Genomic DNA, 22,481 nt, shown 5'->3' on the forward strand with positions numbered 1-22,481 from the left:
TAAATAGATACTTATATATGTACCGTTGGCTAAATGGGAATTTAAGCCTGTGGAGTGCTATATAAACCAAAGTAGCTTCGGCAAAATGGAGTACATTGAAACAGGAAAAATCTCAATATGGGTATTTTTGTCCATATTTTGAGTAGCAGTGTTGAAAATGAAAAAAGTACTTACAATAGCAGGATCAGATAGTGGTGGAGGTGCAGGAATACAAGCGGACTTAAAGGCTTTTTCTGCTAACAGAACTTTTGGTATGAGTGTTATAACAGCAGTTACAGCCCAAAACACATTAGGAGTAAAAGCTATACATGATATACCAGCAGATATTGTAGAATCTCAGATTGAAGCTATATTTGATGATATAGAAGTATCTGCTACTAAGATAGGAATGGTTTCTAATGAAAAAATTATAAGAAAAATAGGAGAAAAGTTAAGATTTTATAATGCAAAGAATATAGTAGTTGATCCGGTTATGGTTTCTACAACTGGTTATGATCTTTTAAAAATGGAATCTAAAAGAGCACTTATAGAAGAACTTTTTCCAATTGCAAAAATAGTAACGCCTAATTTAAGAGAAGCAGAAGTTATATGCGATATGAAAATAGATAATTTAAAGGAAATGGAGCAGGCTGCTTTAAAAATATTAGATATGGGACCAGAATATGTACTTGTAAAAGGTGGTCATCTAAAAGGAAAAGCTACTGATTTACTTATGAGTAAAGACTCTACAATAATTTTAGAAAAAGAAAGAATAGATAGTAAAAATACACATGGAACAGGATGTACTCTTTCTTCTGCAATAGCAAGTAATTTAGCTAATGGTTATGATGTTGAAGAGGCAGTAAAGTATGCAAAAGAGTACATAACAGAAGCGATAAAGAAAAGTTTTGATGTTGGGCATGGAAGTGGTCCAGTAAATCATTTTTATAAATTTTATAAATAGAGGAGATATTATGAATTCAATATATAACTATTTAGAAGAATTAAGAGAAAAAAACCCACTAGTGTATCATATAACTAATATGGTCACAATAAATGATTGCGCTAATATAACATTAGCAATAGGTGGATCACCACTTATGAGTTTTAACGAGGAGGAACTAGAAGATATTTTGAAGTTTTCCTCAGCATTAGTTTTAAACATAGGGACTATGGATAATTCTATGATGAATATAGCTATTAAAGCTGGACAAATAGCAAATAAATTAAAGGTACCAATAGTTTTAGATCCAGTAGGTGTAGGTGCTACAAAAGAAAGAGTAAAATTTGTTGAAAAGCTTATAGAAATGGTTAAGTTTTCTGTTATAAAGGGAAATATGGGAGAAATTAAAACATTAATAGGTGATAGTGCAAAAGTAAAAGGTGTAGATTCCAATGAAGATATGAAAGATGGAAAATATATTGGATGTAAACTTTCAAAAAAATTAGGATGTACAATTGTAATTACAGGAAAAGAAGATTTAGTTTGTTATAAAGATAATATATATACTATAAAAAATGGACATAAACTTATGAGCAAAGTAACAGGTACTGGATGTATGACGGCATCTTTAATTGGAGCCTACTTAGGGGTTACAAAAGATAGTTTTACTGCTGGATTCTTAGGAACATTATCTATGGGAATATGTGGTGAAAAAGCAGTAAAAAATTTAAGAAATGATGAAGGCACTGGTACTTTAAAAGTAAAAATTATAGATAATATATATTTATTAAATAAAAATGATTTAAAGTTAGGGGATGTTATTTTTGAATAAAAATATAGATTATAAATTATATTTAGTTACAGATAGAGATGTTTTAAAAGGTAGGGATTTAAAACAAGCAGTTGAAGATGCTATTTTAGGTGGAGTGACTTTAGTTCAAATTAGAGAAAAAAATTGTAGTGGAAAAGATTTTTTAAAATATGCATTAGAGGTGAAATCTGTTACAGATAAATATTCAATACCACTTATAGTAAATGATAGAGTGGATATAGCTTTAGCAATAAATGCACAAGGTGTGCATATAGGACAAAATGATATGGATGCTAAGGCGGTAAGAAGGATAATAGGGGATGATATGATACTTGGAGTGTCTGCATCAAACAAGGAGGAAGCTATAAAGGCTGTTAAGGATGGTGCTGATTATTTAGGAATAGGTGCTATGTATACTACAAATGTAAAGAAAGATGCTATTAATGTAAATTTGAATAATTTAAAAGAAATAGTTGATAATGTATCAATTCCAATAGTAGCTATAGGGGGCATAAATTTCGAAAACTCTTCGGAAGTATTAAATGTAGGAATTGATGGGATAGCAGTTGTATCATCTATATTGGCCAATGAAGATGTTAAAAAAGCAGCTAATATTCTTTTAAATGAATGCAATAAATATTTAAAGTAAAAAATTAAAGGGAAAGGATTTAAAAACCCTTTCCCAATATACTTTCTATTAACACCAGTCGCAATCCCAACAGTTATTGCAACCACAACAATCATCATCAAAGTCCCCGCATAAAAGAAGTAGTATGATTATGCCACAAGGACCTATAATTGGCCAGAATAATAATAATAATACTAATAAACAAAGTTCATCCATTTTATAACCCCCGATTGTTAATTTGAAATAATTAACATATTTTTGCTGTTAATACTTAAGCTAAGATTTAAATTGTTAGCTATATTGTATATTATGAAAAAAATATATAAAGGGTTACTTTTCATAACAATAAAGAAAAAATATTCTAAAAGATAATTTAAATGTTATTAGTATATATTAAATATTATATTTATTTTGAGCCAAGATCTTTAAGACAGTCTTCACATATATTTTTTCCTTTATAATTTGTAACGTCTCTAGCGTTTCCACAGAAAATACATGCTGGTTCATATTTCTTTAGAATAATTTGATCACCATCTACATAAATTTCTAATGCATCTTTAATCTCGATATCTAAAGTTCTTCTTAGTTCTATAGGTATTACTATTCTACCTAATTCATCTACTCTTCTAACTATACCTGTTGACTTCATTTTTATCCTCCTAATTGCTTTTATAAATTTATAAACACCTTATAAAAAATGTTTATAGTACATATTATCAAAACTAACATGATTAAGTGTTAGTATTTATATGAAAAATATAGAAAAATTTTATAACTTAAAACATATTATTAAATTATCCAATTAATCTAAAAATATACATAATGTATATTTAAATTAAAAAAATTTTCAAATTTATATAGTTATTTTAATAATCTCTTAGAATAATATTATATGTAAGAAATTATTAAATGGCACTCAACTTCTTACAAAAAATATATATAAACAAAGTTACAGTTTAATGACATTTTGTCAAAAAATAAAAAATAACATAAAATATTGATATGAAAATAGATAAAATCTTAATTTGTTTATAAGTTTTATAAGAGGTTTATCTAGATGTATTGTAAAATTTAAGTTGAATTTTAGCATATAATTAAATTTGAGCTTGTTTCCCTATAAAGGTTCCCAATATGTAAGTAAAAGATAAGTTTTAAAATTTATATTAAAAAATAAAAAACTTAATTTTATGTAAAATTAAGTTTTTTAAAATATTATTATCTATAATTTGTAAATTGAAGGTCTATATCAAAATCTTTTGATTTCAATAGTTGTATAGTTTGTTGAAGATCATCTTTGTCTTTTCCAGTTACCCTTAATTGATTATCTAGTATTTGAGTTTGAACTTTGATTTTACTAGATTTAATTTCAGATACTAATTCTTTAGCTTTTTCTTTTGAAATTCCATTAATTATTTTAGCGTTAGCCTTAGCAGCACCTAAAGAACCATTTTCTATTTTACCAAGTTCTAAAGCCTTTGGTGAAACACCTCTTTTTATAAATTTGCCTTTTAAGATATCTATTACAGCATTTAACTTATATTCATCATCAGAAACTATTTTAATTTCATCTTTTCCAAGTTCTATAGCTGTTTTACTTCCTTTAAAATCATATCTTTGAGATATTTCTTTTAATGCTTGATTTATAGCATTATCTACCTCTTGCATATTAACTTCTGACACAACGTCAAATGAATAATTACTTGCCATTTTAAAAACCTCCTAAATTTAAAGTCTAAATTTAACACATTCTATATAATTATACACTAAGGGAAATATAAAACAATAATTTAGTAGCTTTTTAAATAATAGTAAATGAAATTATTTAAGAAATTTTATAAAAATTTTTAAGAAACAATAATTATTTTAAAGAAAAATTAAAAAAATATACACAATTTTGATTTTTAATACTTTAATATGATAAAATTAATGAAAAATATAACAATAAGGAGAAAAATAATGCATATTTTATTCAAATTTATGATGAAAAATATATTTGAAAAGAAATTAAGGTTTGTTTTAATTGTATTTTCTATTGCAGTGGCCACAGCTATGACTTTTGCATCTATGGGAGTATCTAATTCGTACAATGAAATGATACTTGAAAAAATGAAAGCAAAAGTTGGGGATGCAGATTTAATTATTTATAGCAATGATAAAAATAAAAGTACATTCTTAGATAGAACAGAAATTGAAAATGAAATAACAAATAATAAAGCAGCCTATATTTTTGATGGTGAAGGGATTTATAAAAGTGATAATAATATTTTAAAATTAAATATTAAAGGATGTGAAATTGAAGATTTAAATAAAATAAGTTCTATAAAATTGATTGGTAGTAGTGATGAAGGTTTAAGCTTAAAAGATAATGAGGTTATTATTTCTAATAATATTAGTAAAAAGTTAAATTTAAGTGTTGGAGATAATATAAATTTAAAAGTTGAAGGGAAAGACATAACTGCAAAGGTGAAAAACATTGCTATAAATAAAGGTCCTTTTTTAGAGAGTGCAGGTGAAATGAATGTAATTATAGATAATAAGGGACTTTCGAAGTTATTATCTAGAGAAAAATTAATAACATCTGTACTTGTTAACGTTGATAATAAGGAAAAAATTGAAGAATATAAAAGTCAATATAAAAATAATTTACCTAATTATGATATTAAAGAAACAATTAATAAAGAAGATCTACAAAATCGTGTAAAGCAATTTACATTGCCATTTTACCTTATGTTAATAATTGTATTAATAATGGCAGGATTTATAATATATTCTGCATATAAGGTGATAATAATTGAAAGAATGGCAGTGATAGGAACATTTAGAAGTATAGGAGCTACTAAATGTTCAACTAATATAATTTTAATAATTGAAAGTCTTATTTATGGCATATTAGGAGGCGGTATAGGTCTAATACTAGGAATACCAATTTTGAATTATTTATGTGATTCCACTAATGTTTTAAAAAGCTATGGGGTAGAAACTATAGTTAAAATAAATAATATAAATTATATATATAGTTTTTTATTAGCTATAAGTATTTCTTTTATAAGTTCAATTATACCTATAATGAATTCATCTAAAATATCAGTTAAAGAAATTATACTTGGTACTTTTAGTGAAAATAAAAGGTTAAAATTAGAAAACTTAGTACTGGCATTAATATTTTTAATTATACCTACAATATATTTATACAAATATAAATTTACAGGAGTATTTTTAATATCGATTTCATGTCCATTTTTAATTTTTATAGGTGCAGCATTAATATGTCCATATTTTATGAAGATATTTTCTTATTTGTTTAAAGAATTATATAGAGTATTTTTAGGTAATTTAGGTGCTATAGCTTTAGACAATATATCAAGTTCTAAAGCGCTTATAAATAATGTTGTATTACTTATGAGTACGTTATCTGCTGTTATTGCAATATATGTTGCATCTAACAGCGTCAGTGGCTTAATTATAACTCAGTATGAAGATATGAATTATAATTTTAAGATACAGGGAAGTAAATTAAAATATGCAAAGGATGATATTTATAATTTAGATTATGTAAATAATTATATGGAAGAGATTATCTTAAATGGTGTAGAGGTTAAAGATAAAGATTTTGATATAAAAAGGCTAGAAGGGATTGAGGAAGATAAATTTTTGGATTTTTATTCTAATGTAGAGATTTATGATGATAAAGGTGGATTACAAGATGAAATTTTGAAAAATTTACAGTCAGGAAACAACATAATAATAAATAACATTCTAGCTAAGAAGAAAAATATAGAAATTGGAGATAAAATTCAATTAAAAATAGAGGATAAAGAAATAATTTATAATGTAATAGGTTTTGTAAAAGGAGATTATATAAATAATTTAGGAGTAGCTTTAGTTGATAAAGAATTATTAAAAGAATATATTAGCATAGGTTATGAAAATAATGTACTAATAAAAAATAATAATACTTATGATGTTACAAGTAATAAGTTGAAGGAAGATTTGGAAAGTTACAATTTAACTATAAGTAGTAAAGAAGAAGAACTAAAAGTGGATTTACAGGAAAATGAAGGGCTTATGAATTCATTAGAAAGTTTTTCACTTATGGCACTATTAATAGGCAGTCTTGGTATTATGAATAACCTTATGGTTAGTTTTATGTATAGGAAAAAAGAACTTGCTGTCTTATCATCAGTAGGTATGAGTAGAGTTCAACGAGGTTATCTTTTACTTATTGAAGGGGCAACCATTGGAATAATTGGTGGAACCTTAGGAGCTTTGGAAGGAATTTTTATATCTAACTTTATAGAAGATATAACTTATTCACTTGATGCGTATTTAAAAGTAGAAATTTCTATTAAGCTAGTAGTTTTACTTGGAGCATTAGGTGCAATATTAACAATGTTGGCATCAATAGTGCCTATAATAAAATCATCCAAATTATCAATAGTTGAAGAAATAAAATATGAATAGAAGGTGTACATAAAATGGAAACAATAATAGAAATTAAGAATTTACATAAAAGTTTTAAAGTTGGTAGTGAGGATATAAAAATATTAGACAATATAAATTTGAAAGTTGCAAAAGGTGAATTTTTGTCTGTTATGGGTCCATCAGGCTGTGGTAAAAGCACATTGTTATACTTGTTAGGAGGACTTGATGCTCCAACATCTGGTGAAATATACATAAATAATAGAGAAATTTCAAAACTTAAAGATAAGAGTATAAGTAAAATAAGAAGAAGAGAATTGGGATTTGTATTTCAATTTTATAATTTAGTTCAAAACTTATCAGTAGAAGATAACATATTACTTCCCATACTATTAGATGGTGGTAAGCCTAAAAAGTATGAAAAACAATTAAAAGACATATTAAATATAATAGAAATGCCAAGTAAAAGAAAAGCACTGCCAAGAGAACTTTCAGGTGGCCAACAGCAAAGGATAGCTATAGCAAGAGCTCTTATAAACAATCCTGAGTTAATACTTGCAGATGAACCAATAGGAAATTTGGACTCTAAAACTGGTAATGAAATTATGAAACTTTTTAAAAAAATAAATAAAGAGAAAAATGTAACAATTGTAAATGTAACACATTCTAGGGAATCAGCTAATTATGGTACTAATTTAGTTAATTTAAAGGATGGGAAAATATTAAGTTGTGAAAAGATATTTAATCTTTAGCTATACAGCTTTTAGGAATAAGTGGTAAAATTATATGGATACAAGCTCAAATTTAGAGTTATTTAATAACTTGAAAATATTTTTATAAAGTTAAACACTAAATTCATTTGTTTAGAAGCCTGTATCACTCTTTAGATTATCCAAATTTAAAAACGCAGGTAAGGTGAAACCTTATAATTAAAATTATTTTAAAAGAAGGGGATGGATTATATGGCATTTATTGATTTACATTGTGATACAGCAAGTAGAATGTTATATGAAGGTTTAGATTTAAGAGAAAGTGAATGTAAAGTAAGTATAGAAAAATTAATAAAAGGTGGCGGACTAGCCCAATTTTTTGCCTTTTTTGTAGAATTAAATAATAAAAAAGATCCATTTTTAGAATTCAAAAATCAGTATGATAATTTTATATATGAAGTAAGTAAAAATAAAGATAAAATTGAGATAGTTACTAATCTTAAGGAATTAGAAAATTGTAATTTAGAAAATAAGGTAGGGGCTTTCTTGACTATAGAAGAGGGTGAAGTTCTAAAAGGGAATATCGATATGGTAGAAGAGGTTTATAAGTTAGGAATAAGACTTATAACTCTTACATGGAATTATAAAAATTCCTTAGGATATCCTAATTTTGAATTTGTATATAAAGATAATGGATTAACAGATAAAGGAAAAGAAGTTGTTGAGGCTATGGAACACTTTGGTATTATACCAGATTGTTCTCATTTATCTGATAAAGGATTTTATGATTTAGTAGATATATGTAAAAAGCCATTTATAGCATCACATTCTAATGCAAGGTCTATTACTAATCATCCAAGAAATTTAACTGATGATATGATAAGAAAACTTGCTTTAAAAGGTGGAGTTATGGGAATAAATTTTTGCAGTGTTTTTTTAGGAGAAAGTGAAGAAGCTAAAATATCTCAAATGGTAAATCATATAAAACATATAGTAAATATAGGAGGAATAGGTATAGTAGCACTTGGTTCGGATTTTGATGGTATAGAAAATGAAGTTGAAATAAGAAATACAGGTGAAATGAATAATTTAGCATATGCTCTTAAAAAAGAAGGATTAAAAGAAAGTGATATTGAAAAAATATTTTTTGAAAATGTAAAAAATGTTTTAAAAGAAACTTTAAAATAATATTATAATTAACTGAATATAGCCAAAAATATATTTTTGGCTATATTCAGTTATTTTTTTATAATTTTTAAATAAATGAGCACATTAATAGATATATATATTTTTTATTAAAGGTGTGATATTAATTGAAAAAAAGAAATTTAATTTTATTAGGATTAGGTGTAGCATCAGTGTCAACAATAATAAGTCGAAATATAGTAAAACCTAAAAATTTAGGTGTAGTTAAGGGTAGATTACATGAGATACCTAATAGGCCAAGTGCAGTATCAACAGAAACGATTTACCATAATAAAAGGGTTGAAACTTTGCCCTTTAAAGGAGACTTAGAAGAGTCAAAAGAAAAAATAGTAAAGGTATTAAACTGTATAGGAGGGATATTGGTATTAAGGGTTGAATATGATTATATTTATGCAGTATCAACAACACCACTATTAAGATATCATGATGATATAGAGTTCTATTTTGATGAAAAATTACAATGTATTCATTATAGATCTTGTGCTAGAGTACCATATTATGATTTTGGAACAAATAAAAACAGATACTTAAAGATAAGGGATTATTATTTTCATTTAGTATAGTCCATAGAAAGTTATTTAAGAATAAAAGTAAATTTATTCTTAGGTAACTTTTTATATTATTAAGCATATATGAAAAGAATAAATTAATATAAATTAGGTAAACTAAAAAAGAATATTTAATATACAAAATAAAAATTGAAAAGAAGGGATTATATGAGAAGAAAAGATTATAATATTTTAATTATTGCTATAGCATTTTTAGTAACTTTATTTGGAATAATAAATTATAAAAATTTAGATGAAAAAAGGTTGAAAACCACTAAAGTTTTTAATAATGATTTATATAAATATAATAAAGAGATATGTAAACCTAAAAATAGCAAAGAAATTATACAAGCTATAAAAGCAAAGGATGAGGACAGAGCTGTTTCATATTATATATGCAATGAAAAGGATGAAAAAATTGTATATCTAACTTTTGATGATGGTCCAAGTGATAATACATCTAAAATATTAGATATATTAGATAAATATGATGCTAAAGCTACATTTTTTGTTATTGGTCACGAGGATGAACCATCTATAAACACATATAATGATATAATAAAAAGAGGTCATACTATAGGTAATCATACTTATAGTCATGATTATAAATATATTTATAACTCTGTTGAAAATTTTTCTCAGGATTTTGATAAAATGCAATGTTTTATTAAAGATAAATGTGATTACGATATAGAAATAGCTAGGTTTCCAGGAGGAAGCAATAATACGGTTAGTAATAGATATCATAATGATATAATGATAGACCTTAGTAAATGTTTAATAGATAAAAATATAACATATTTTGATTGGAATGTTGATTCTGGTGATGCTAATGGAACTACAATGGATGTAGATTACATAATTAAAAGAACTTTAGAAGGAGCAAGAAAATTTGATTCTCCAATAATATTAATGCATGATGCACCTACGAAAAAAACAACAGTATATGCATTATCCTACATAATAGAAACCCTTAAAAATGAAGGGTATGAATTTAGGGCTTTAAATTGTGATGAATATGTAATACAATTTTTAAGAGCAAAATATTAGTAAATAATCAGTAATAAAATATATAGTTATTGATTAATAGGGGGGATTTTTTTGTTTTTACCTAAAGATGTAGAATTTATAATAGACACTTTATATAAAAAAGGATATGAGGCTTTTGTTGTAGGCGGTTGTGTTAGGGATGATATTTTAGGGAAAAAACCTAATGATTATGATATAACCACTAGTGCTAAACCTAATAAAGTGAAAGAAATTTTTCAGAGTTTAAAATTAAAAGTTATAGAAACTGGTATTCAGCATGGAACAATTACTTTAGTTTTAAATAATATTAATTATGAAATTACAACTTATAGAATTGAAGGGGATTATTTAGATAATAGAAGACCTAGTAAGGTATTCTTTACAGAAAATTTGAAAGAAGATTTAAAAAGAAGAGATTTCACGATAAATGCAATGGCTTATAATAATTATGTTGGATTAGTAGATTTTTTTCATGGTAGAGAAGATTTAAATAAAGGTATAATAAGAGCTATTGGTAATGCAAATGATCGTTTTGATGAAGATGGGCTTAGAATGTTAAGGGCAATTAGATTTAGCACCCAGCTAAATTTTAAAATAGAAGAGAAAACTAAGGATGCTATATTGAGTAGAAGCTCATTAATAAAAAATATAAGTATAGAAAGAATTATAGAAGAATTAAAGAAAATTTTAATAAGTGCTATACCATCTAAAGGGATAAATGAATTAGTTAACTTAAAACTAATGGAATATATTATACCAGAGATAATAAATCTTGTAGGGTTTAATCAACAAAGCAAATATCATGATAAAGACATTTATTATCATACTATGGAAGTGTTAGATAATGTAGAAAATAATATTTCTTTGAGATTAGCAGCATTACTTCATGATATAGGTAAGCCTAATACATTTACTTTAGATGAAAAAGGTGGACATTTTTATTTTCATGAGGCTGAGGGAGCAAAGATTTGTAAAAGTATATTAGAAAGGTTAAAATTTGATAATAAAATTAAAGAAACAGTAGTAATTTTAGTGAAAAATCACATGAGAGTTATAAAAGGGAATAATAAATATAAGATTAAGAAATATATAAATGAAGTTGGACAAGAAAATCTGAATTTAATTTTTTCACTAATGATAGCAGATAGGTTAGCATCACATAAAGATTATAGAGGATATGATGACATCTTAAATATGAAAAGTATGTGTAATAAAATTATAACATCAAATGAACCGCTTAAAGTTAAGGATTTACAGATAACAGGAGACGATATTATACAATGTGGTATAAAGCCAGGAAAAGAAATAGGAAATATTTTAAATAATCTTTTAGAAAAGGTTTTAAAGGATCCTTCATTGAATGAAAAAAACATATTAATTAATGAAATATTAGTTTATACAAATAATAATAAGTAGATAGAGGATTTAACATAATTGTAATAAACTCGTTGTTAAATAAATACTAATAGTATATAATTGTTACTATGATTTAAAAAGAAAGTTAGGCATGAAAAAGTAATAGAAGGTTATAGAATCTATAAGTGATTTAATCTATTATTTCATTGAAATTGTCTTATATTCAAATTATATATACATAAAGGAGAAATAAAAATGGAATTAAAAAAGAGAATGAAATTCATAGACCCAGAGACAAAGGAAGTTGTGGAATTAGAAGAGGTAGATAGAATAGAATTAAATGGCAATACATATTTATTATTAGCGCCACTAGACAACTCAGATGATGCTTACATATATAAAATTGTAAATATGGAAGGTGAGAAATACGAGCTTACTGAAGTTGAAGATGAAAAAGAATTTGAAGCTGTAGTAGCTGAATATGATAGATTATTTGATGAAGAAATGAACGAATAATAAAAAAGATGCCTAGGAAAATGAATAAACATTTTTAGGCATCTTTTTTCTATTCTAAAAGTTCAAAAGTATAACCTTGTTGTTTTGCTTCTTTTATAACATCTCCTAAAATTTCATTATTTGTTTTAGAAACAGCATGTATAAGCATTATAGAACCATTATGTAAACCATCTAAAATTTTTTTCTTTGCTTTTTCAGGTTCAGGTTGATTATTAATATCCCAATCATGATAAGCAAAACTCCAAAATACAGTTTTATAACCTAAATTTTTAGTCATAGCTAAACTACGTTGTGAATATTTACCCATTGGTGGTCTGAAAAATTTAGGCATTTCAGTTCCTGTAATTTCAGTAAATAACTCTTCTACATCAGTGAACTCTTTATTGAATTTACTTTCATCAGTGGCTACTTCAGGCATAGAAGGGTGGTGGTTAGAGTGGTTTCCAACAATATGACCTTCATCTACCATTCTTTTTATGATATCTTGATTATCTCTGATATAAGGTAAGGTAACAAAAAAGATTGCTTTTACATCATTTTCTTTTAAAGTATCAAGAATTTTATCAGTATAGCCATTTTCATAACCTTCATCAAAGGTTAAATATAAAACTTTTTTAGAAGTATCTCCAAGGCAATGTGCATCATAATCTTCGAATTTGAAAGATAATTTATCATTCAGACGTGGAGTTTCATGATTTCCATTGGGAACAAACCACCAGTCAATACAGGTGTTGTCTACACTAGTATCCATCTTTTCAGCTTTTTTTTCTTTTTTCTCAAGTGGTTTATTATTTTTATCCTTTTCTGCTTTTATGGTTTGCATTACCATTTCATATTTTTCATTATTCTCAGGTAAGTATTGTTTACAGTATGAAAAATATGAAAAAGCACAAGAACCAATAACTGCAACTGAAAGGGTAAGTGGCAGTAATTTACTTATTTTTTTCATTTAAGTACTCTCCTTTCTACACAATATAATATTAGTTTACACAGATTTAAAGAATTTTATTACAATGAGAAAATATTAAGCTTTTACAAGTAGAAAGTAGAGTATAGTTTATTTTTTATATAAAAAGGTACTTGAACTTTTAATTTCAAGTACCTTTTTAAAAATATTATATTTAAATTTTAATTTATTGAAATTGAATTATCATTATTCAATGATTTTTTTTTTAATTTAACTTCAGGTTCACGTGGTAATTTAAATAATGGTATAAATCTATCAAGGCCAGTAAGAGTAAGTAAAAGTATAGAGATTACTGCAACAAAGGCCATAATGTTATATTTTATAAAATCAGTTGCTGCAAATTGACGAAGAGGATATACAGCAGATGCTATGCCAGCATAAAAACTTAAATATACATGCCATGGTATTAGTTGAGATCCAAAAACACCTAATGCATCAGAAAAAGTAGCGTTTCTTAAACGAAGCTTGTACATAGCTTCTTCATCACCTTCAACATTCTCTTCAACTAATCCTTTAATAATAGGTCCAATAGTAACTATTTGTGCCATTTCATCTGCAAGAAGTGCATTACCAGCTATTGAAAGAACACCGTTCCAGAACATAAGTTGGCGTACATTTCTTGAAAATAAAACTATAAGTTTTGATAGAGGTTCAAAGGCTTTCATTCTAGCCATTATACCACCGAAAGCACCAACCCACATCATCATTACAATAACCCATTTTCCAGCTTCACCAAATCCACCTTCTACTAAAGCTAAGAAGTCTGTTAAATTTGTAGTTCCAGCAAATAATCCGAAAACTAAAGAAGATATAATACCTATAGATAAACAAGCGAGCGTTGGTATACCTTTAACAGCTGCTGCTATAACAAGGATTAATGGTATTATCATATAATATGGAACTCCAGATTTAACTTGGTTTAGTAAATCTACAGCTTCTGGTTTTTGTGCTTCTAAAACACCCCAAACTTCATTAGGAATTGCATTTATAGCAGCACTTCCTGAAGATACAGTTGTAGGTAATTTTAATGAAATTATATAAAATAAGATTGCTGTTACAACTAAACAACTTAAAGACCAAACCCCTTGATGTTTAATTCTATCAATAACTTCAACATTTTGTATACCTGAACTAACAACAGTAGTATCAGATATAAGACCAATATTATCACCAAAACAAGAACCACCGGCTATAGCTGCCACTGTTATAAGTATATTGCCATCAACAATGTGAGAAAGCCATAAAAATATAGGAGCACAGGCTGCAAAAGTTCCCCAAGAAGTACCTGTAGCAATTGAAAGTATTGCAGTAACTAAAAATCCTGTAACAGCAACAGTTCTAGCAGTAAGACCAAGTTCTAATGCTAAGTTAACTATTGATGCACCAACACCAGTAGACATAAATGCAGATGCCATAGCGTAGGCAAACATTAAAATAAAGAAAACAAGTTGCATTGATTTTACATTATCTACAGCACAATCAACAAGTTCATCAAATTTAATTTTTTCTGTTATTGTGGCAATTATAGCTGCATAAAGAGTTGAAAGCGGTGCTGCCATTAAGGCATTCATTTTCAGCATCATTAAACCAGCTAAAAGAAATACTGGAGATAATTTTAAAAAACCAATTATAATTTTTTTAAAAGTCAATATAAACTCCCCCTTTTTATAACGTCAAAGTTTGGTTAAAGCGTATATTTGTTTTAGAATTAAAAGTAGAGTTAAAATATTTCATATATTTTATGTTAAATATATATTAATATTTATAAACTAGTCATTTAATGCTAAAACAAGGTTTGGTTATAAGTAGATTATAATGCCATACAAAAAATAATTCAATATCTTTAGAAAATTCTAACAATTTGTTAATAAAGTTATAAACCTATAATTAATAGGGGAGATTTATGTTGAAAGTGAATTTTTATATGTAATTTTATAATGAAATAAGAGGGAAAAGTTATATATTAAAATAATAAAAAAGCTAGCATTTATATAATGCTAGCTTTACATACATATATTATGAAGTTGCTTCTAACTCATTGTTATAATTGTCATCTGTAGAAGCAGATTTCTTTTTAAGTCTAACCTGTGGCTCTCTTGGTATACCGAAATAAGGTATAAATCTATCAAGGCCAGTAAGGGTAAGAAGTAATAATGAGAATACTGCAACAAATGCCATTACATTAAATTTTATAAAATCAACTGGTGTAAAAGTATATAATGGATATACGGCATTGGCAATTGCTACATAAAAGCCTAAATAAACATGCCATGGAATTAATTGAGAACCAAAAACTCCTAATGCACTTGAAAAACTAGCATTTCTTAAACGTAATTGATACATATCTTCTTCACTAGCTTCAACATTTTCATCAACTAATTCTTTAATAATAGGTCCAATAGTAACTATTTGTGCCATTTCATCTGCAAGTAATGCATTACCGGCTATAGAAAGTACACCATTCCAGAACATAAGCTGACGTACATTTTTTGAAATATAAACAACTAACTTAGAAATAGGTTCAAAGGCTCTCATTTTAGCCATTATACCACCAAAAGCACCAACCCACATCATCATTACAATTACAGTTTGTCCTGCCTCAGAGAATCCACCTTTTACTAACTCTAAAAACTCAGGTACAGAAGTAGTTCCTGCAAATAATCCTAAGATTAGTGAAGAAATAATTCCTAAGAATAAACAAGATAATGTAGATAAACCTTTTATAGCAGAACCTATAACAAGTATTAAAGGAATTACCATGTATATAGGAACACCTAATTTAACTTGGTTTAATAAGTCTACAGCAGCAGGTCGTTGTTCTTGTAATACACCCCATACTTCTTTAGGAATTGCATCTATAGCTGAAGCTGCATTGGTAGAAGCAACATTTGAAAGTCCAAAATATGCACTTAAGAAATAGAATATTATAGCAGTTATAACTAGACATATAATAGACCAAACACCTTGGTTTTTAAGCCTGTCTATAACTTCTACCTTTTGAATACCTGAACTAACAACGGTACAATCAGATATAAGTCCAATATTGTCACCAAAGCAAGAACCACCTGCAGTGGCAGCAACTGTTAATAAAACATCCCCACCAACTATATGAGAAAGCCATAAGAATATAGGTGCACAAGCGGCAAAAGTACCCCATGACGTTCCAGTAGCAACGGATAAAATACAAGTAACTAAAAAACTTGTAACAGCAACTGTTCTAGCTGTTAATCCTAATTTTAATGCAACGTTAACTATAGCAGCACCTACGCCAGTAGCCATAAATGCAGCTGCCATAGCATATGCAAACATAAGTATAAAGAAAACAAGTTGCATAGATTTTACATTTTCAACTGAGCAATCAATAAGTTCATTAAATTTAATTTTCTCTGTAAAGTATGCCATCAATGCTGCCCAGCAAGTTGCAAGTGGAGCAGCGATTAAAACATCCATTCCAGACATCATTAAACCTACAAGAACTCCAACCGGTGAAAGTTTTAAAAGTCCAATTAAAAAAGTCACTATAAATTCCCCCTCTACGTTAACCATTTTATAATGGTAACTAAAAAAATAAAATAATAAATAAAAATTAAAAAAAAGTAGATTTATAAGTTTTTTGAAATAATTTTGTATGTTTAAGTAAATTATAGAATGAAAAAATAAACAATTCAATGTTTTGAGAAAATTCTAATACTTTATTAATAATTTATATACATATATTAAAAAATCTACTTATATATTCAATGAAATTTTAATCGAAATTTAAATTTATTTAAATTTTAAACCTTTTAAATTTATTATATCATATTTTTTTATATATATTTAAAATAAAAAACAATAAAATATATACCAAATCTAATAATATAAGCCATTTGGTTTAAAATTGTCAAGGAAAAACTAGTTTAGTTAAATGAAAATGTAAAAAAATTAACAAAATTAAGATATAAAAAATATAAAATTAACACTTTATTAACGTAATGTTCATAAATAAAGCTTATTTGTTGAAATCTTTTTTTATTATAAATAATAAAGTCAAAATTAACAAGGCATTTTTACAAAAAAATTAAATTACTTTTAACAATGTGTAAAATAAATGAATAACATACAGTTATTTTAAATTGTTGTCAAAATAGATATAATTGCCTATATTTTATAGTAAATATAAGTATTAAAAAATAAAAATGGTGTGTTATTTTTTAATACTTAATAAAATAACACACCATTTAAGATACTAATAATCAGATTTTACAGATTTATCATCATTTACAATTGCAACAGAAGCACTAGCTCCAATTCTATTAGCACCAGCTTCGATAGCATTTAATACATCTTCTTTGGTTCTAACTCCGCCTGATGCTTTAACTCCAACATTTGGACCTACAACTTTTCTCATAAGCTTTAAATCCTCGACATTAGCACCACCAGTACTAAAACCAGTTGAAGTTTTAACAAAATCAGCACCAGCTTCTACAGAAAGCTCACAAGCTTTAATCTTTTCATCATCAGTTAAAAGGCAAGTTTCTATTATAACTTTAACAAGTGCTTTTCCTTTTGCAGTTTCAACAACTTCTTTAATATCATTTAGAACTAAATCATAATTTTTATCCTTTAAGGCTCCTACATTGATAACCATATCAATTTCATTAGCTCCAAGTTCTATAGATCTTGCAGTTTCAAAGGCCTTTGCTTTAGAGTCCATAGCACCTAAAGGGAACCCAACAACAGTACAAACTAGAACTCCGGAATCTTTTAATTGTTCCGCAACAAATTTTGTGTAACAAGAGTTAACACATACAGATTTAAATTTATATTCTTTTGCTTCATCACATATTTTTTTTACTTGATCTAATGTAGTATCAGCTTTTAATATAGTGTGATCGATCATTGATGCAATATTCATATTGGTAACCTCCAAAAATTATATATTTAAATAATAATTAATATAACATATTAACTATATAAATATTTATATTATATTAAAAAACAAAAATATACTTTATTTATACAGTATATTTGAAAATATATTATATACTGTAAAGAAAAATATGTCAATTAAGTATATCTCAAAAAGATATTAATTTTTTTTAATCATTTTAAAATCATAGCTTCCATCTTTAGATTTTTTATTTAATTTTGATGAAAGTAAAAATGAAACTACTAAAAATACTAATCCAATTATAGCACCAAAAAGTTCATAGTTTGATATATTTAGTGCTTTGAAAGTAAAAACTCCTCCAAACAAACCGATAAGGGTCATTATTGTTGGAAATACATAAGCCCAAAAGGTCATACTAGAAAATGCTTTGTTGTTAACTGAAACAGTTATTGCATCTCCAACATTAGCGTCTAACGTGTTTTGTACAGGAATTATAATAGTATCAGAAGGGCAAGGTGATTTACAACTACCACAATTTCCTCCACATCCAGATTTCTTTATAAAAGCAATTTCAGCAATATCGCCATTGATTCTTTTTACAACACCATTTTGTTCCATAACTTTCGCCTCCTTAATTTAATATTAAATTAAATATATGTAAAATACAAATACAATTAGTTATAGGGTTCCAAGTTAACTTCTAAAATTATTTATCCACAAAATTGGATACCCGAAATAGTGAGACATGCTCCGAATCACCTAAAATTCAACTTATACATCAAAAACTAGCCAATTAGAGCTATATATATAAGTTGAATTTTATGTAAAATAAAAGATTTAAATTAAAACCATTAGAGAAGAATACATCTTCTCTAATGGTTTTATAAGTTTTATTATCTAAAATTTTAAGCTTTAATAGTTTCAGTTTATTTAGGTTCTACTTTGTTAGTGTTTGCAGGTTTACGTAAATTTTCAATGCAATGTTTTGGACATTTATTAGCGCATATTCCACAGTTAACACACTTAGAATAATCAATTACAGGTAAATTGTTTACCATAGTAATTGCTTCCTTAGGACAGTTTTTAGCACATAAGCCACAACTAATACATCCTACAGCACAAGCATCCATAACATCTTTTCCTTTATTATTAGAATTACATTGTATACGTACTTTAGATTCTTTAGGTACAAGGGCAATTACACCTTTAGGGCAAGCAGTAACACAAGCGCCACAAGCCACACAGTTTTCTTTGTTAACCTTAGCAATTCCATCTACTATTTCTAAAGCATCAAATTTACAAGCTTTAACACAACTTCCTAAGCCTAAACATCCAAAATCACAAGATTTATCACCTGTACCAGGAGTGTTCATAGCCATATTACAATCTTTTACACCATAGTAAATAGATTTTGTTTTAGCTTTATCACAAGTTCCGTTACATTTAACATAAGCAACTTTTGGATCAGAAGTTTCAACGGATACACCTAAAATCTCAGATATACCAGCAGAAGCTGTAGCACCGCCAGGATTACAAAGATTTGGTTTAACACCATCATTAACAACTGCTTCTGCATAGGCATCACAGCCAGCAAAACCACAAGCACCACAGTTAGCACCAGGTAGACAATTACGAACTTTAGGTATTCTATCATCTACCTCAACTTTAAATTTATCATTAGCATATCCAAGTAATAAACCAAATAAAAGACCGAGGCCTCCAAGGCTTAATACAGGAAATAATATTTCTTTAATTCCAATGTCCATTAAAATGCCTCCTTATATAAGACCACTGAATCCAAAGAATGCTATAGCCATAATTCCTGCTGTAATTAATGCAAGAGGCAATCCTTTGAACGCTTCTGGTATATCGGTATTTTCTTCCATTCTTTCTCTAAGACCTGCAAGTAAAACTATTGCAAGCATATAACCAAGTGCCGCACCGGCAGAATTAACGATAGATTCTATTAAGTTATAGTTATTATCCATGTTTAAAACAGCAATACCTAAAACAGCACAGTTAGTTGTTATAAGTGGTAAGAATATACCTAATGCTTTATAAAGACTAGGATTAGTTTTCTTTACAACTATTTCAACAAATTGAACTAATGCAGCTATAACTAATACGAATGCTAGTGTAGATAAATACCCAATATCAAGAGGTATTAATATACACTTATTAACTATATAAGTAATTGTTGAAGCAAGTATCATAACGAATACAACAGCAAGCCCCATACCTTTAGCAGTTTCAGTTTTTTTAGAAACTCCTAGGAAAGAACATATTCCTAAGAACTTTGATAAGATTACGTTATTAACAAGTAACGCACTTATAAATATTGCAAAAAGTCCCAAAATTATTCACCTCTTTATATTATTTTGAAAGTTTAGATTTTTTAGCACTAGAAATTTTGTATTGATTTAATATGGCTAGTAGTACTCCTAAAGTTATGAAAGCACCAGGTGCAAGAAGCATAATTCCTGCTGGCTCATAAGCTTTTGGTAGCACTTGTAATCCATAAAAAGTTCCAGCTCCTAATATTTCTCTTACAGAAGCTAATACAGTTAATGCTAAAGTAAATCCAAGACCCATACCAATAGCATCAAATATGGAATCAATAACTGTATTTTTAGAAGCATAAGCTTCAGCTCTTCCAAGAATTATACAGTTAACAACTATAAGCGGTATGAATAATCCTAATTCTTTATATAAATCAGGTAAATATCCTTGTACTAAAAATTGAATTAAAGTAACAAAGCTAGCAATAATAACTATAAATGCTGGTATTCTGATTTTATCAGGAATACATTTTCTAAGTAGTGCTATAACTGCATTTGATCCTATAAGAACTGCAGTTGCTGCAAGTCCCATACCAATGGCATTTTTTACGTTGCTTGTAGTAGCCAGGGTAGGACACATAGCTAAAACTTGTATAAAAACAGGGTTTTCAACAATTATACCCGCTTTTAATCTTTCTGTAAGTTTACTCATGATTACTGCGCTCCTTTCAGATTTTCATTAAATAGTTTAACAGCATTATTAACTCCAGCTGTAACAGCTTTAGATGTTATAGTAGCACCAGAGATTGCTAAAACTTTATCATCAGAACCACTTTCTTTATCTACAGATAGTTCAGTCGCTTCTTTATCTTTAAATTGATCTATAAACTCAGGTTCTTTAGCCTTACTACCAAGACCTGGAGTCTCGCTTAGTGATAAGATTTGTACACCTTCAATTTTACCATCTTCAGATATACCAATCATCATATTAATAGGTCCGCCATATCCTTTGCTAGATACATTTATACAGTAGCCAACGTTTTTACCATTTTTAGTTCCAGCTTCAACGCCAAGAATTTCTTCTGTTATTTCAACATCTTTTACAGTTGCAAAATCTTCAGCTTCAGGCAATATAACTTTCATAGCGGCAACTTTTTCTTCTTTTTCTTTAGCTAAAATAGGTCCCATAGTAACTGAATGGGCAACAGATAATATAAGTCCAGCGATTGCTGTAATTATAAGAAGTATTCCACCTAATTTAAAATTTTCTTTCACTTATTTTACCTCCCCAAAAGCACGCGGCTTAACATATTTATCGATTATAGGTACAAACAAGTTCATGATTAGTATTGAATAAGATACACCTTCAGCATATCCACCAAATATACGAATAACTGTAGTTAAAATACCACAACATACACCAAAGATTACTTGTCCTTTTTTAGTCATAGGAGATGTAGTGTAATCTGTAGCCATAAATATTGCACCAATCATTAATCCACCTGAGAACATTTCAATAATTGCTTGGTTAACAGTAAAACTATCTCTACCTATAAATCCTAATATTAATGTAAGAATTAATGTAGTTCCTATATAAGCTACAGGAATATGAAAAGTAATAACTTTTCTATATAATAAATAAGCAAAACCTATAAGTAGTGCTAATGCAGAAATTTCACCAACACAACCACCTACATTACCTAAAAATGCATCTGCAATTGAAGGCATTGAGCCGCCGCCATATTTAGCGATAGCAAGAGGTGTTGCTGTAGAAACTCCATTTAGCGTCCATTCTGTCATATGACCAGGATATGCAGATAATAAGAAAGCTCTACCTAATAGTGCAGGGTTTACTATATTTTGTCCAATTCCTCCAAAGAAGCATTTAACAACTATTATAGAAACAGCACTTCCTATAACACAAATCCAAATAGGAGCAGTTGGTGGAAGGTTATAAGCTAAAAGTATTCCGGTAACAACTGCACTTAAGTCTTTTATAGTAATAGGGCGTTTTGTTATTTTTTGAAATAGATATTCAAAAACTACGCAAGAAACTACACAAGCAATTGTAACTACAAGTGCTCCAATTCCTAAATATATAACTCCTGCAATTAGAGCAGGCATTAAAGCAATAACAACATCTCTCATTATAGTGTTTACAGAGTCCTTAGACTTTATATGAGGAGATGATGATACTGTAAATAACTTTTCAGACAT

23 protein-coding genes are annotated in these 22,481 nt (G+C 27.5%); 10 read left to right on the forward strand and 13 right to left on the reverse strand.

All coding sequences use genetic code 11. The features are described 5' to 3' along the window. The first annotated feature begins 157 nt into the window (after window positions 1-157). The 3 genes from thiD to thiE are packed head-to-tail and all read left to right on the forward strand — an operon-like array spanning window position 158 to window position 2,382. Window positions 158-943: a bifunctional hydroxymethylpyrimidine kinase/phosphomethylpyrimidine kinase gene (gene thiD, locus ACYUE0_RS04735; RefSeq protein ID WP_460269683.1), complete on the forward strand. Its 786-nt coding sequence runs from the start codon at window positions 158-160 to the stop codon at window positions 941-943. Window positions 944-953: 10 nt separating this feature from the next. Next, window positions 954-1,754 (forward strand): hydroxyethylthiazole kinase, encoded by an 801-nt coding sequence (gene thiM, locus ACYUE0_RS04740; RefSeq protein WP_460269684.1) that lies wholly within the window; start codon window positions 954-956, stop codon window positions 1,752-1,754. Then, complete coding sequence (gene thiE, locus ACYUE0_RS04745) at window positions 1,747-2,382, forward strand: thiamine phosphate synthase (protein WP_460269685.1); 636 nt, start codon at window positions 1,747-1,749, stop codon at window positions 2,380-2,382. The genes thiM and thiE overlap by 8 nt, the downstream gene beginning before the upstream one ends. A 48-nt stretch (window positions 2,383-2,430) precedes the next feature. On the opposite strand, the gene ACYUE0_RS04750 is transcribed toward thiE, so the two are convergent. From ACYUE0_RS04750 to ACYUE0_RS04760, 3 genes are all read right to left on the reverse strand, one after another. Next, window positions 2,431-2,577 (reverse strand): hypothetical protein, encoded by a 147-nt coding sequence (locus tag ACYUE0_RS04750; protein WP_155844767.1) that lies wholly within the window; start codon window positions 2,575-2,577, stop codon window positions 2,431-2,433. 190 nt (window positions 2,578-2,767) lie between these two features. Then, window positions 2,768-3,010 carry an AbrB/MazE/SpoVT family DNA-binding domain-containing protein gene (locus ACYUE0_RS04755; RefSeq protein WP_010296157.1) on the reverse strand — a complete coding sequence of 81 codons (243 nt, stop codon included), beginning with the start codon at window positions 3,008-3,010 and terminating at the stop codon, window positions 2,768-2,770. Window positions 3,011-3,576: 566 nt separating this feature from the next. Then, on the reverse strand, window positions 3,577-4,068 hold the full coding sequence (locus ACYUE0_RS04760) for a YajQ family cyclic di-GMP-binding protein (protein ID WP_061996041.1): 492 nt from the start codon (window positions 4,066-4,068) through the stop codon (window positions 3,577-3,579). A 249-nt stretch (window positions 4,069-4,317) separates the two neighbouring features. Between ACYUE0_RS04760 and ACYUE0_RS04765 the strand changes: the two genes are divergently transcribed. The 7 genes from ACYUE0_RS04765 (at window position 4,318) to ACYUE0_RS04795 (ending at window position 12,145) form a co-directional block, all read left to right on the forward strand. After that, window positions 4,318-6,822 carry an ABC transporter permease gene (locus ACYUE0_RS04765; protein ID WP_460269686.1) on the forward strand — a complete coding sequence of 835 codons (2,505 nt, stop codon included), beginning with the start codon at window positions 4,318-4,320 and terminating at the stop codon, window positions 6,820-6,822. 14 nt (window positions 6,823-6,836) lie between these two features. Next, window positions 6,837-7,532 carry an ABC transporter ATP-binding protein gene (locus ACYUE0_RS04770; RefSeq protein ID WP_460269687.1) on the forward strand — a complete coding sequence of 232 codons (696 nt, stop codon included), beginning with the start codon at window positions 6,837-6,839 and terminating at the stop codon, window positions 7,530-7,532. Window positions 7,533-7,742: 210 nt separating this feature from the next. Further along, complete coding sequence (locus ACYUE0_RS04775; RefSeq protein WP_460269688.1) at window positions 7,743-8,678, forward strand: dipeptidase; 936 nt, start codon at window positions 7,743-7,745, stop codon at window positions 8,676-8,678. Between the two features lie 125 nt (window positions 8,679-8,803). Continuing rightward, window positions 8,804-9,259: a DUF1499 domain-containing protein gene (locus tag ACYUE0_RS04780; RefSeq protein WP_061996037.1), complete on the forward strand. Its 456-nt coding sequence runs from the start codon at window positions 8,804-8,806 to the stop codon at window positions 9,257-9,259. 153 nt (window positions 9,260-9,412) lie between these two features. Further along, window positions 9,413-10,294 (forward strand): polysaccharide deacetylase family protein, encoded by an 882-nt coding sequence (locus ACYUE0_RS04785; RefSeq protein WP_460269690.1) that lies wholly within the window; start codon window positions 9,413-9,415, stop codon window positions 10,292-10,294. A 51-nt stretch (window positions 10,295-10,345) separates the two neighbouring features. Then, window positions 10,346-11,689 carry a CCA tRNA nucleotidyltransferase gene (locus tag ACYUE0_RS04790; protein ID WP_460269691.1) on the forward strand — a complete coding sequence of 448 codons (1,344 nt, stop codon included), beginning with the start codon at window positions 10,346-10,348 and terminating at the stop codon, window positions 11,687-11,689. Between the two features lie 195 nt (window positions 11,690-11,884). Further along, window positions 11,885-12,145, forward strand: a complete 261-nt coding sequence (locus ACYUE0_RS04795) for a DUF1292 domain-containing protein (RefSeq protein ID WP_010296135.1) — start codon at window positions 11,885-11,887, stop codon at window positions 12,143-12,145. Between the two features lie 49 nt (window positions 12,146-12,194). On the opposite strand, the gene pdaA is transcribed toward ACYUE0_RS04795, so the two are convergent. The 10 genes from pdaA to ACYUE0_RS04845 form a co-directional block, all read right to left on the reverse strand. Next, the gene (pdaA, locus tag ACYUE0_RS04800; protein ID WP_460269773.1) at window positions 12,195-12,974 is read right to left on the reverse strand and encodes a delta-lactam-biosynthetic de-N-acetylase; all 780 of its coding nucleotides are present in this window, start codon (window positions 12,972-12,974) and stop codon (window positions 12,195-12,197) included. Window positions 12,975-13,273: 299 nt separating this feature from the next. Beyond that, window positions 13,274-14,761 carry a Na+/H+ antiporter NhaC family protein gene (locus ACYUE0_RS04805; protein WP_460269692.1) on the reverse strand — a complete coding sequence of 496 codons (1,488 nt, stop codon included), beginning with the start codon at window positions 14,759-14,761 and terminating at the stop codon, window positions 13,274-13,276. Between the two features lie 367 nt (window positions 14,762-15,128). Next, window positions 15,129-16,631 carry a Na+/H+ antiporter NhaC family protein gene (locus ACYUE0_RS04810; RefSeq protein WP_157450898.1) on the reverse strand — a complete coding sequence of 501 codons (1,503 nt, stop codon included), beginning with the start codon at window positions 16,629-16,631 and terminating at the stop codon, window positions 15,129-15,131. 709 nt (window positions 16,632-17,340) lie between these two features. Further along, on the reverse strand, window positions 17,341-18,009 hold the full coding sequence (deoC, locus tag ACYUE0_RS04815; protein WP_061996031.1) for a deoxyribose-phosphate aldolase: 669 nt from the start codon (window positions 18,007-18,009) through the stop codon (window positions 17,341-17,343). Window positions 18,010-18,183: 174 nt separating this feature from the next. Continuing rightward, complete coding sequence (locus tag ACYUE0_RS04820; RefSeq protein WP_061996030.1) at window positions 18,184-18,603, reverse strand: SoxR reducing system RseC family protein; 420 nt, start codon at window positions 18,601-18,603, stop codon at window positions 18,184-18,186. A 308-nt stretch (window positions 18,604-18,911) separates the two neighbouring features. Next, window positions 18,912-19,739, reverse strand: coding sequence for an RnfABCDGE type electron transport complex subunit B (locus ACYUE0_RS04825; protein ID WP_082761233.1), 828 nt, complete (start codon window positions 19,737-19,739; stop codon window positions 18,912-18,914). A gap of 24 nt (window positions 19,740-19,763) precedes the next feature. Beyond that, on the reverse strand, window positions 19,764-20,339 hold the full coding sequence (gene rsxA / locus ACYUE0_RS04830; protein ID WP_061996028.1) for an electron transport complex subunit RsxA: 576 nt from the start codon (window positions 20,337-20,339) through the stop codon (window positions 19,764-19,766). 19 nt (window positions 20,340-20,358) lie between these two features. Beyond that, complete coding sequence (gene rsxE, locus ACYUE0_RS04835; RefSeq protein ID WP_010296115.1) at window positions 20,359-20,976, reverse strand: electron transport complex subunit RsxE; 618 nt, start codon at window positions 20,974-20,976, stop codon at window positions 20,359-20,361. A gap of 2 nt (window positions 20,977-20,978) precedes the next feature. Then, window positions 20,979-21,539 (reverse strand): RnfABCDGE type electron transport complex subunit G, encoded by a 561-nt coding sequence (locus ACYUE0_RS04840; protein ID WP_061996027.1) that lies wholly within the window; start codon window positions 21,537-21,539, stop codon window positions 20,979-20,981. Then, on the reverse strand, window positions 21,540-22,481 hold the full coding sequence (locus ACYUE0_RS04845) for an RnfABCDGE type electron transport complex subunit D (protein ID WP_061996026.1): 942 nt from the start codon (window positions 22,479-22,481) through the stop codon (window positions 21,540-21,542).

The sequence above is a fragment of the Clostridium sp. CTA-19 genome, from assembly GCF_054767855.1.

Bases quoted from the DNA above. Each gene is read 5' to 3' on its own strand.
- thiD (WP_460269683.1), top strand. From the start codon at position 158: ATGAAAAAAGTACTTACAATAGCAGGATCAGATAGTGGTGGAGGTGCA.
- thiM (WP_460269684.1), top strand. From the start codon at position 954: ATGAATTCAATATATAACTATTTAGAAGAATTAAGAGAAAAAAACCCA.
- ACYUE0_RS04750 (WP_155844767.1), bottom strand. From the start codon at position 2,577: ATGGATGAACTTTGTTTATTAGTATTATTATTATTATTCTGGCCAATT.
- ACYUE0_RS04755 (WP_010296157.1), bottom strand. From the start codon at position 3,010: ATGAAGTCAACAGGTATAGTTAGAAGAGTAGATGAATTAGGTAGAATA.
- ACYUE0_RS04760 (WP_061996041.1), bottom strand. From the start codon at position 4,068: ATGGCAAGTAATTATTCATTTGACGTTGTGTCAGAAGTTAATATGCAA.
- ACYUE0_RS04765 (WP_460269686.1), top strand. From the start codon at position 4,318: ATGCATATTTTATTCAAATTTATGATGAAAAATATATTTGAAAAGAAA.
- ACYUE0_RS04770 (WP_460269687.1), top strand. From the start codon at position 6,837: ATGGAAACAATAATAGAAATTAAGAATTTACATAAAAGTTTTAAAGTT.
- ACYUE0_RS04775 (WP_460269688.1), top strand. From the start codon at position 7,743: ATGGCATTTATTGATTTACATTGTGATACAGCAAGTAGAATGTTATAT.
- ACYUE0_RS04785 (WP_460269690.1), top strand. From the start codon at position 9,413: ATGAGAAGAAAAGATTATAATATTTTAATTATTGCTATAGCATTTTTA.
- ACYUE0_RS04795 (WP_010296135.1), top strand. From the start codon at position 11,885: ATGGAATTAAAAAAGAGAATGAAATTCATAGACCCAGAGACAAAGGAA.
- pdaA (WP_460269773.1), bottom strand. From the start codon at position 12,974: ATGGTAATGCAAACCATAAAAGCAGAAAAGGATAAAAATAATAAACCA.
- deoC (WP_061996031.1), bottom strand. From the start codon at position 18,009: ATGAATATTGCATCAATGATCGATCACACTATATTAAAAGCTGATACT.
- ACYUE0_RS04820 (WP_061996030.1), bottom strand. From the start codon at position 18,603: ATGGAACAAAATGGTGTTGTAAAAAGAATCAATGGCGATATTGCTGAA.
- rsxE (WP_010296115.1), bottom strand. From the start codon at position 20,976: ATGAGTAAACTTACAGAAAGATTAAAAGCGGGTATAATTGTTGAAAAC.
- ACYUE0_RS04845 (WP_061996026.1), bottom strand. From the start codon at position 22,481: ATGTCTGAAAAGTTATTTACAGTATCATCATCTCCTCATATAAAGTCT.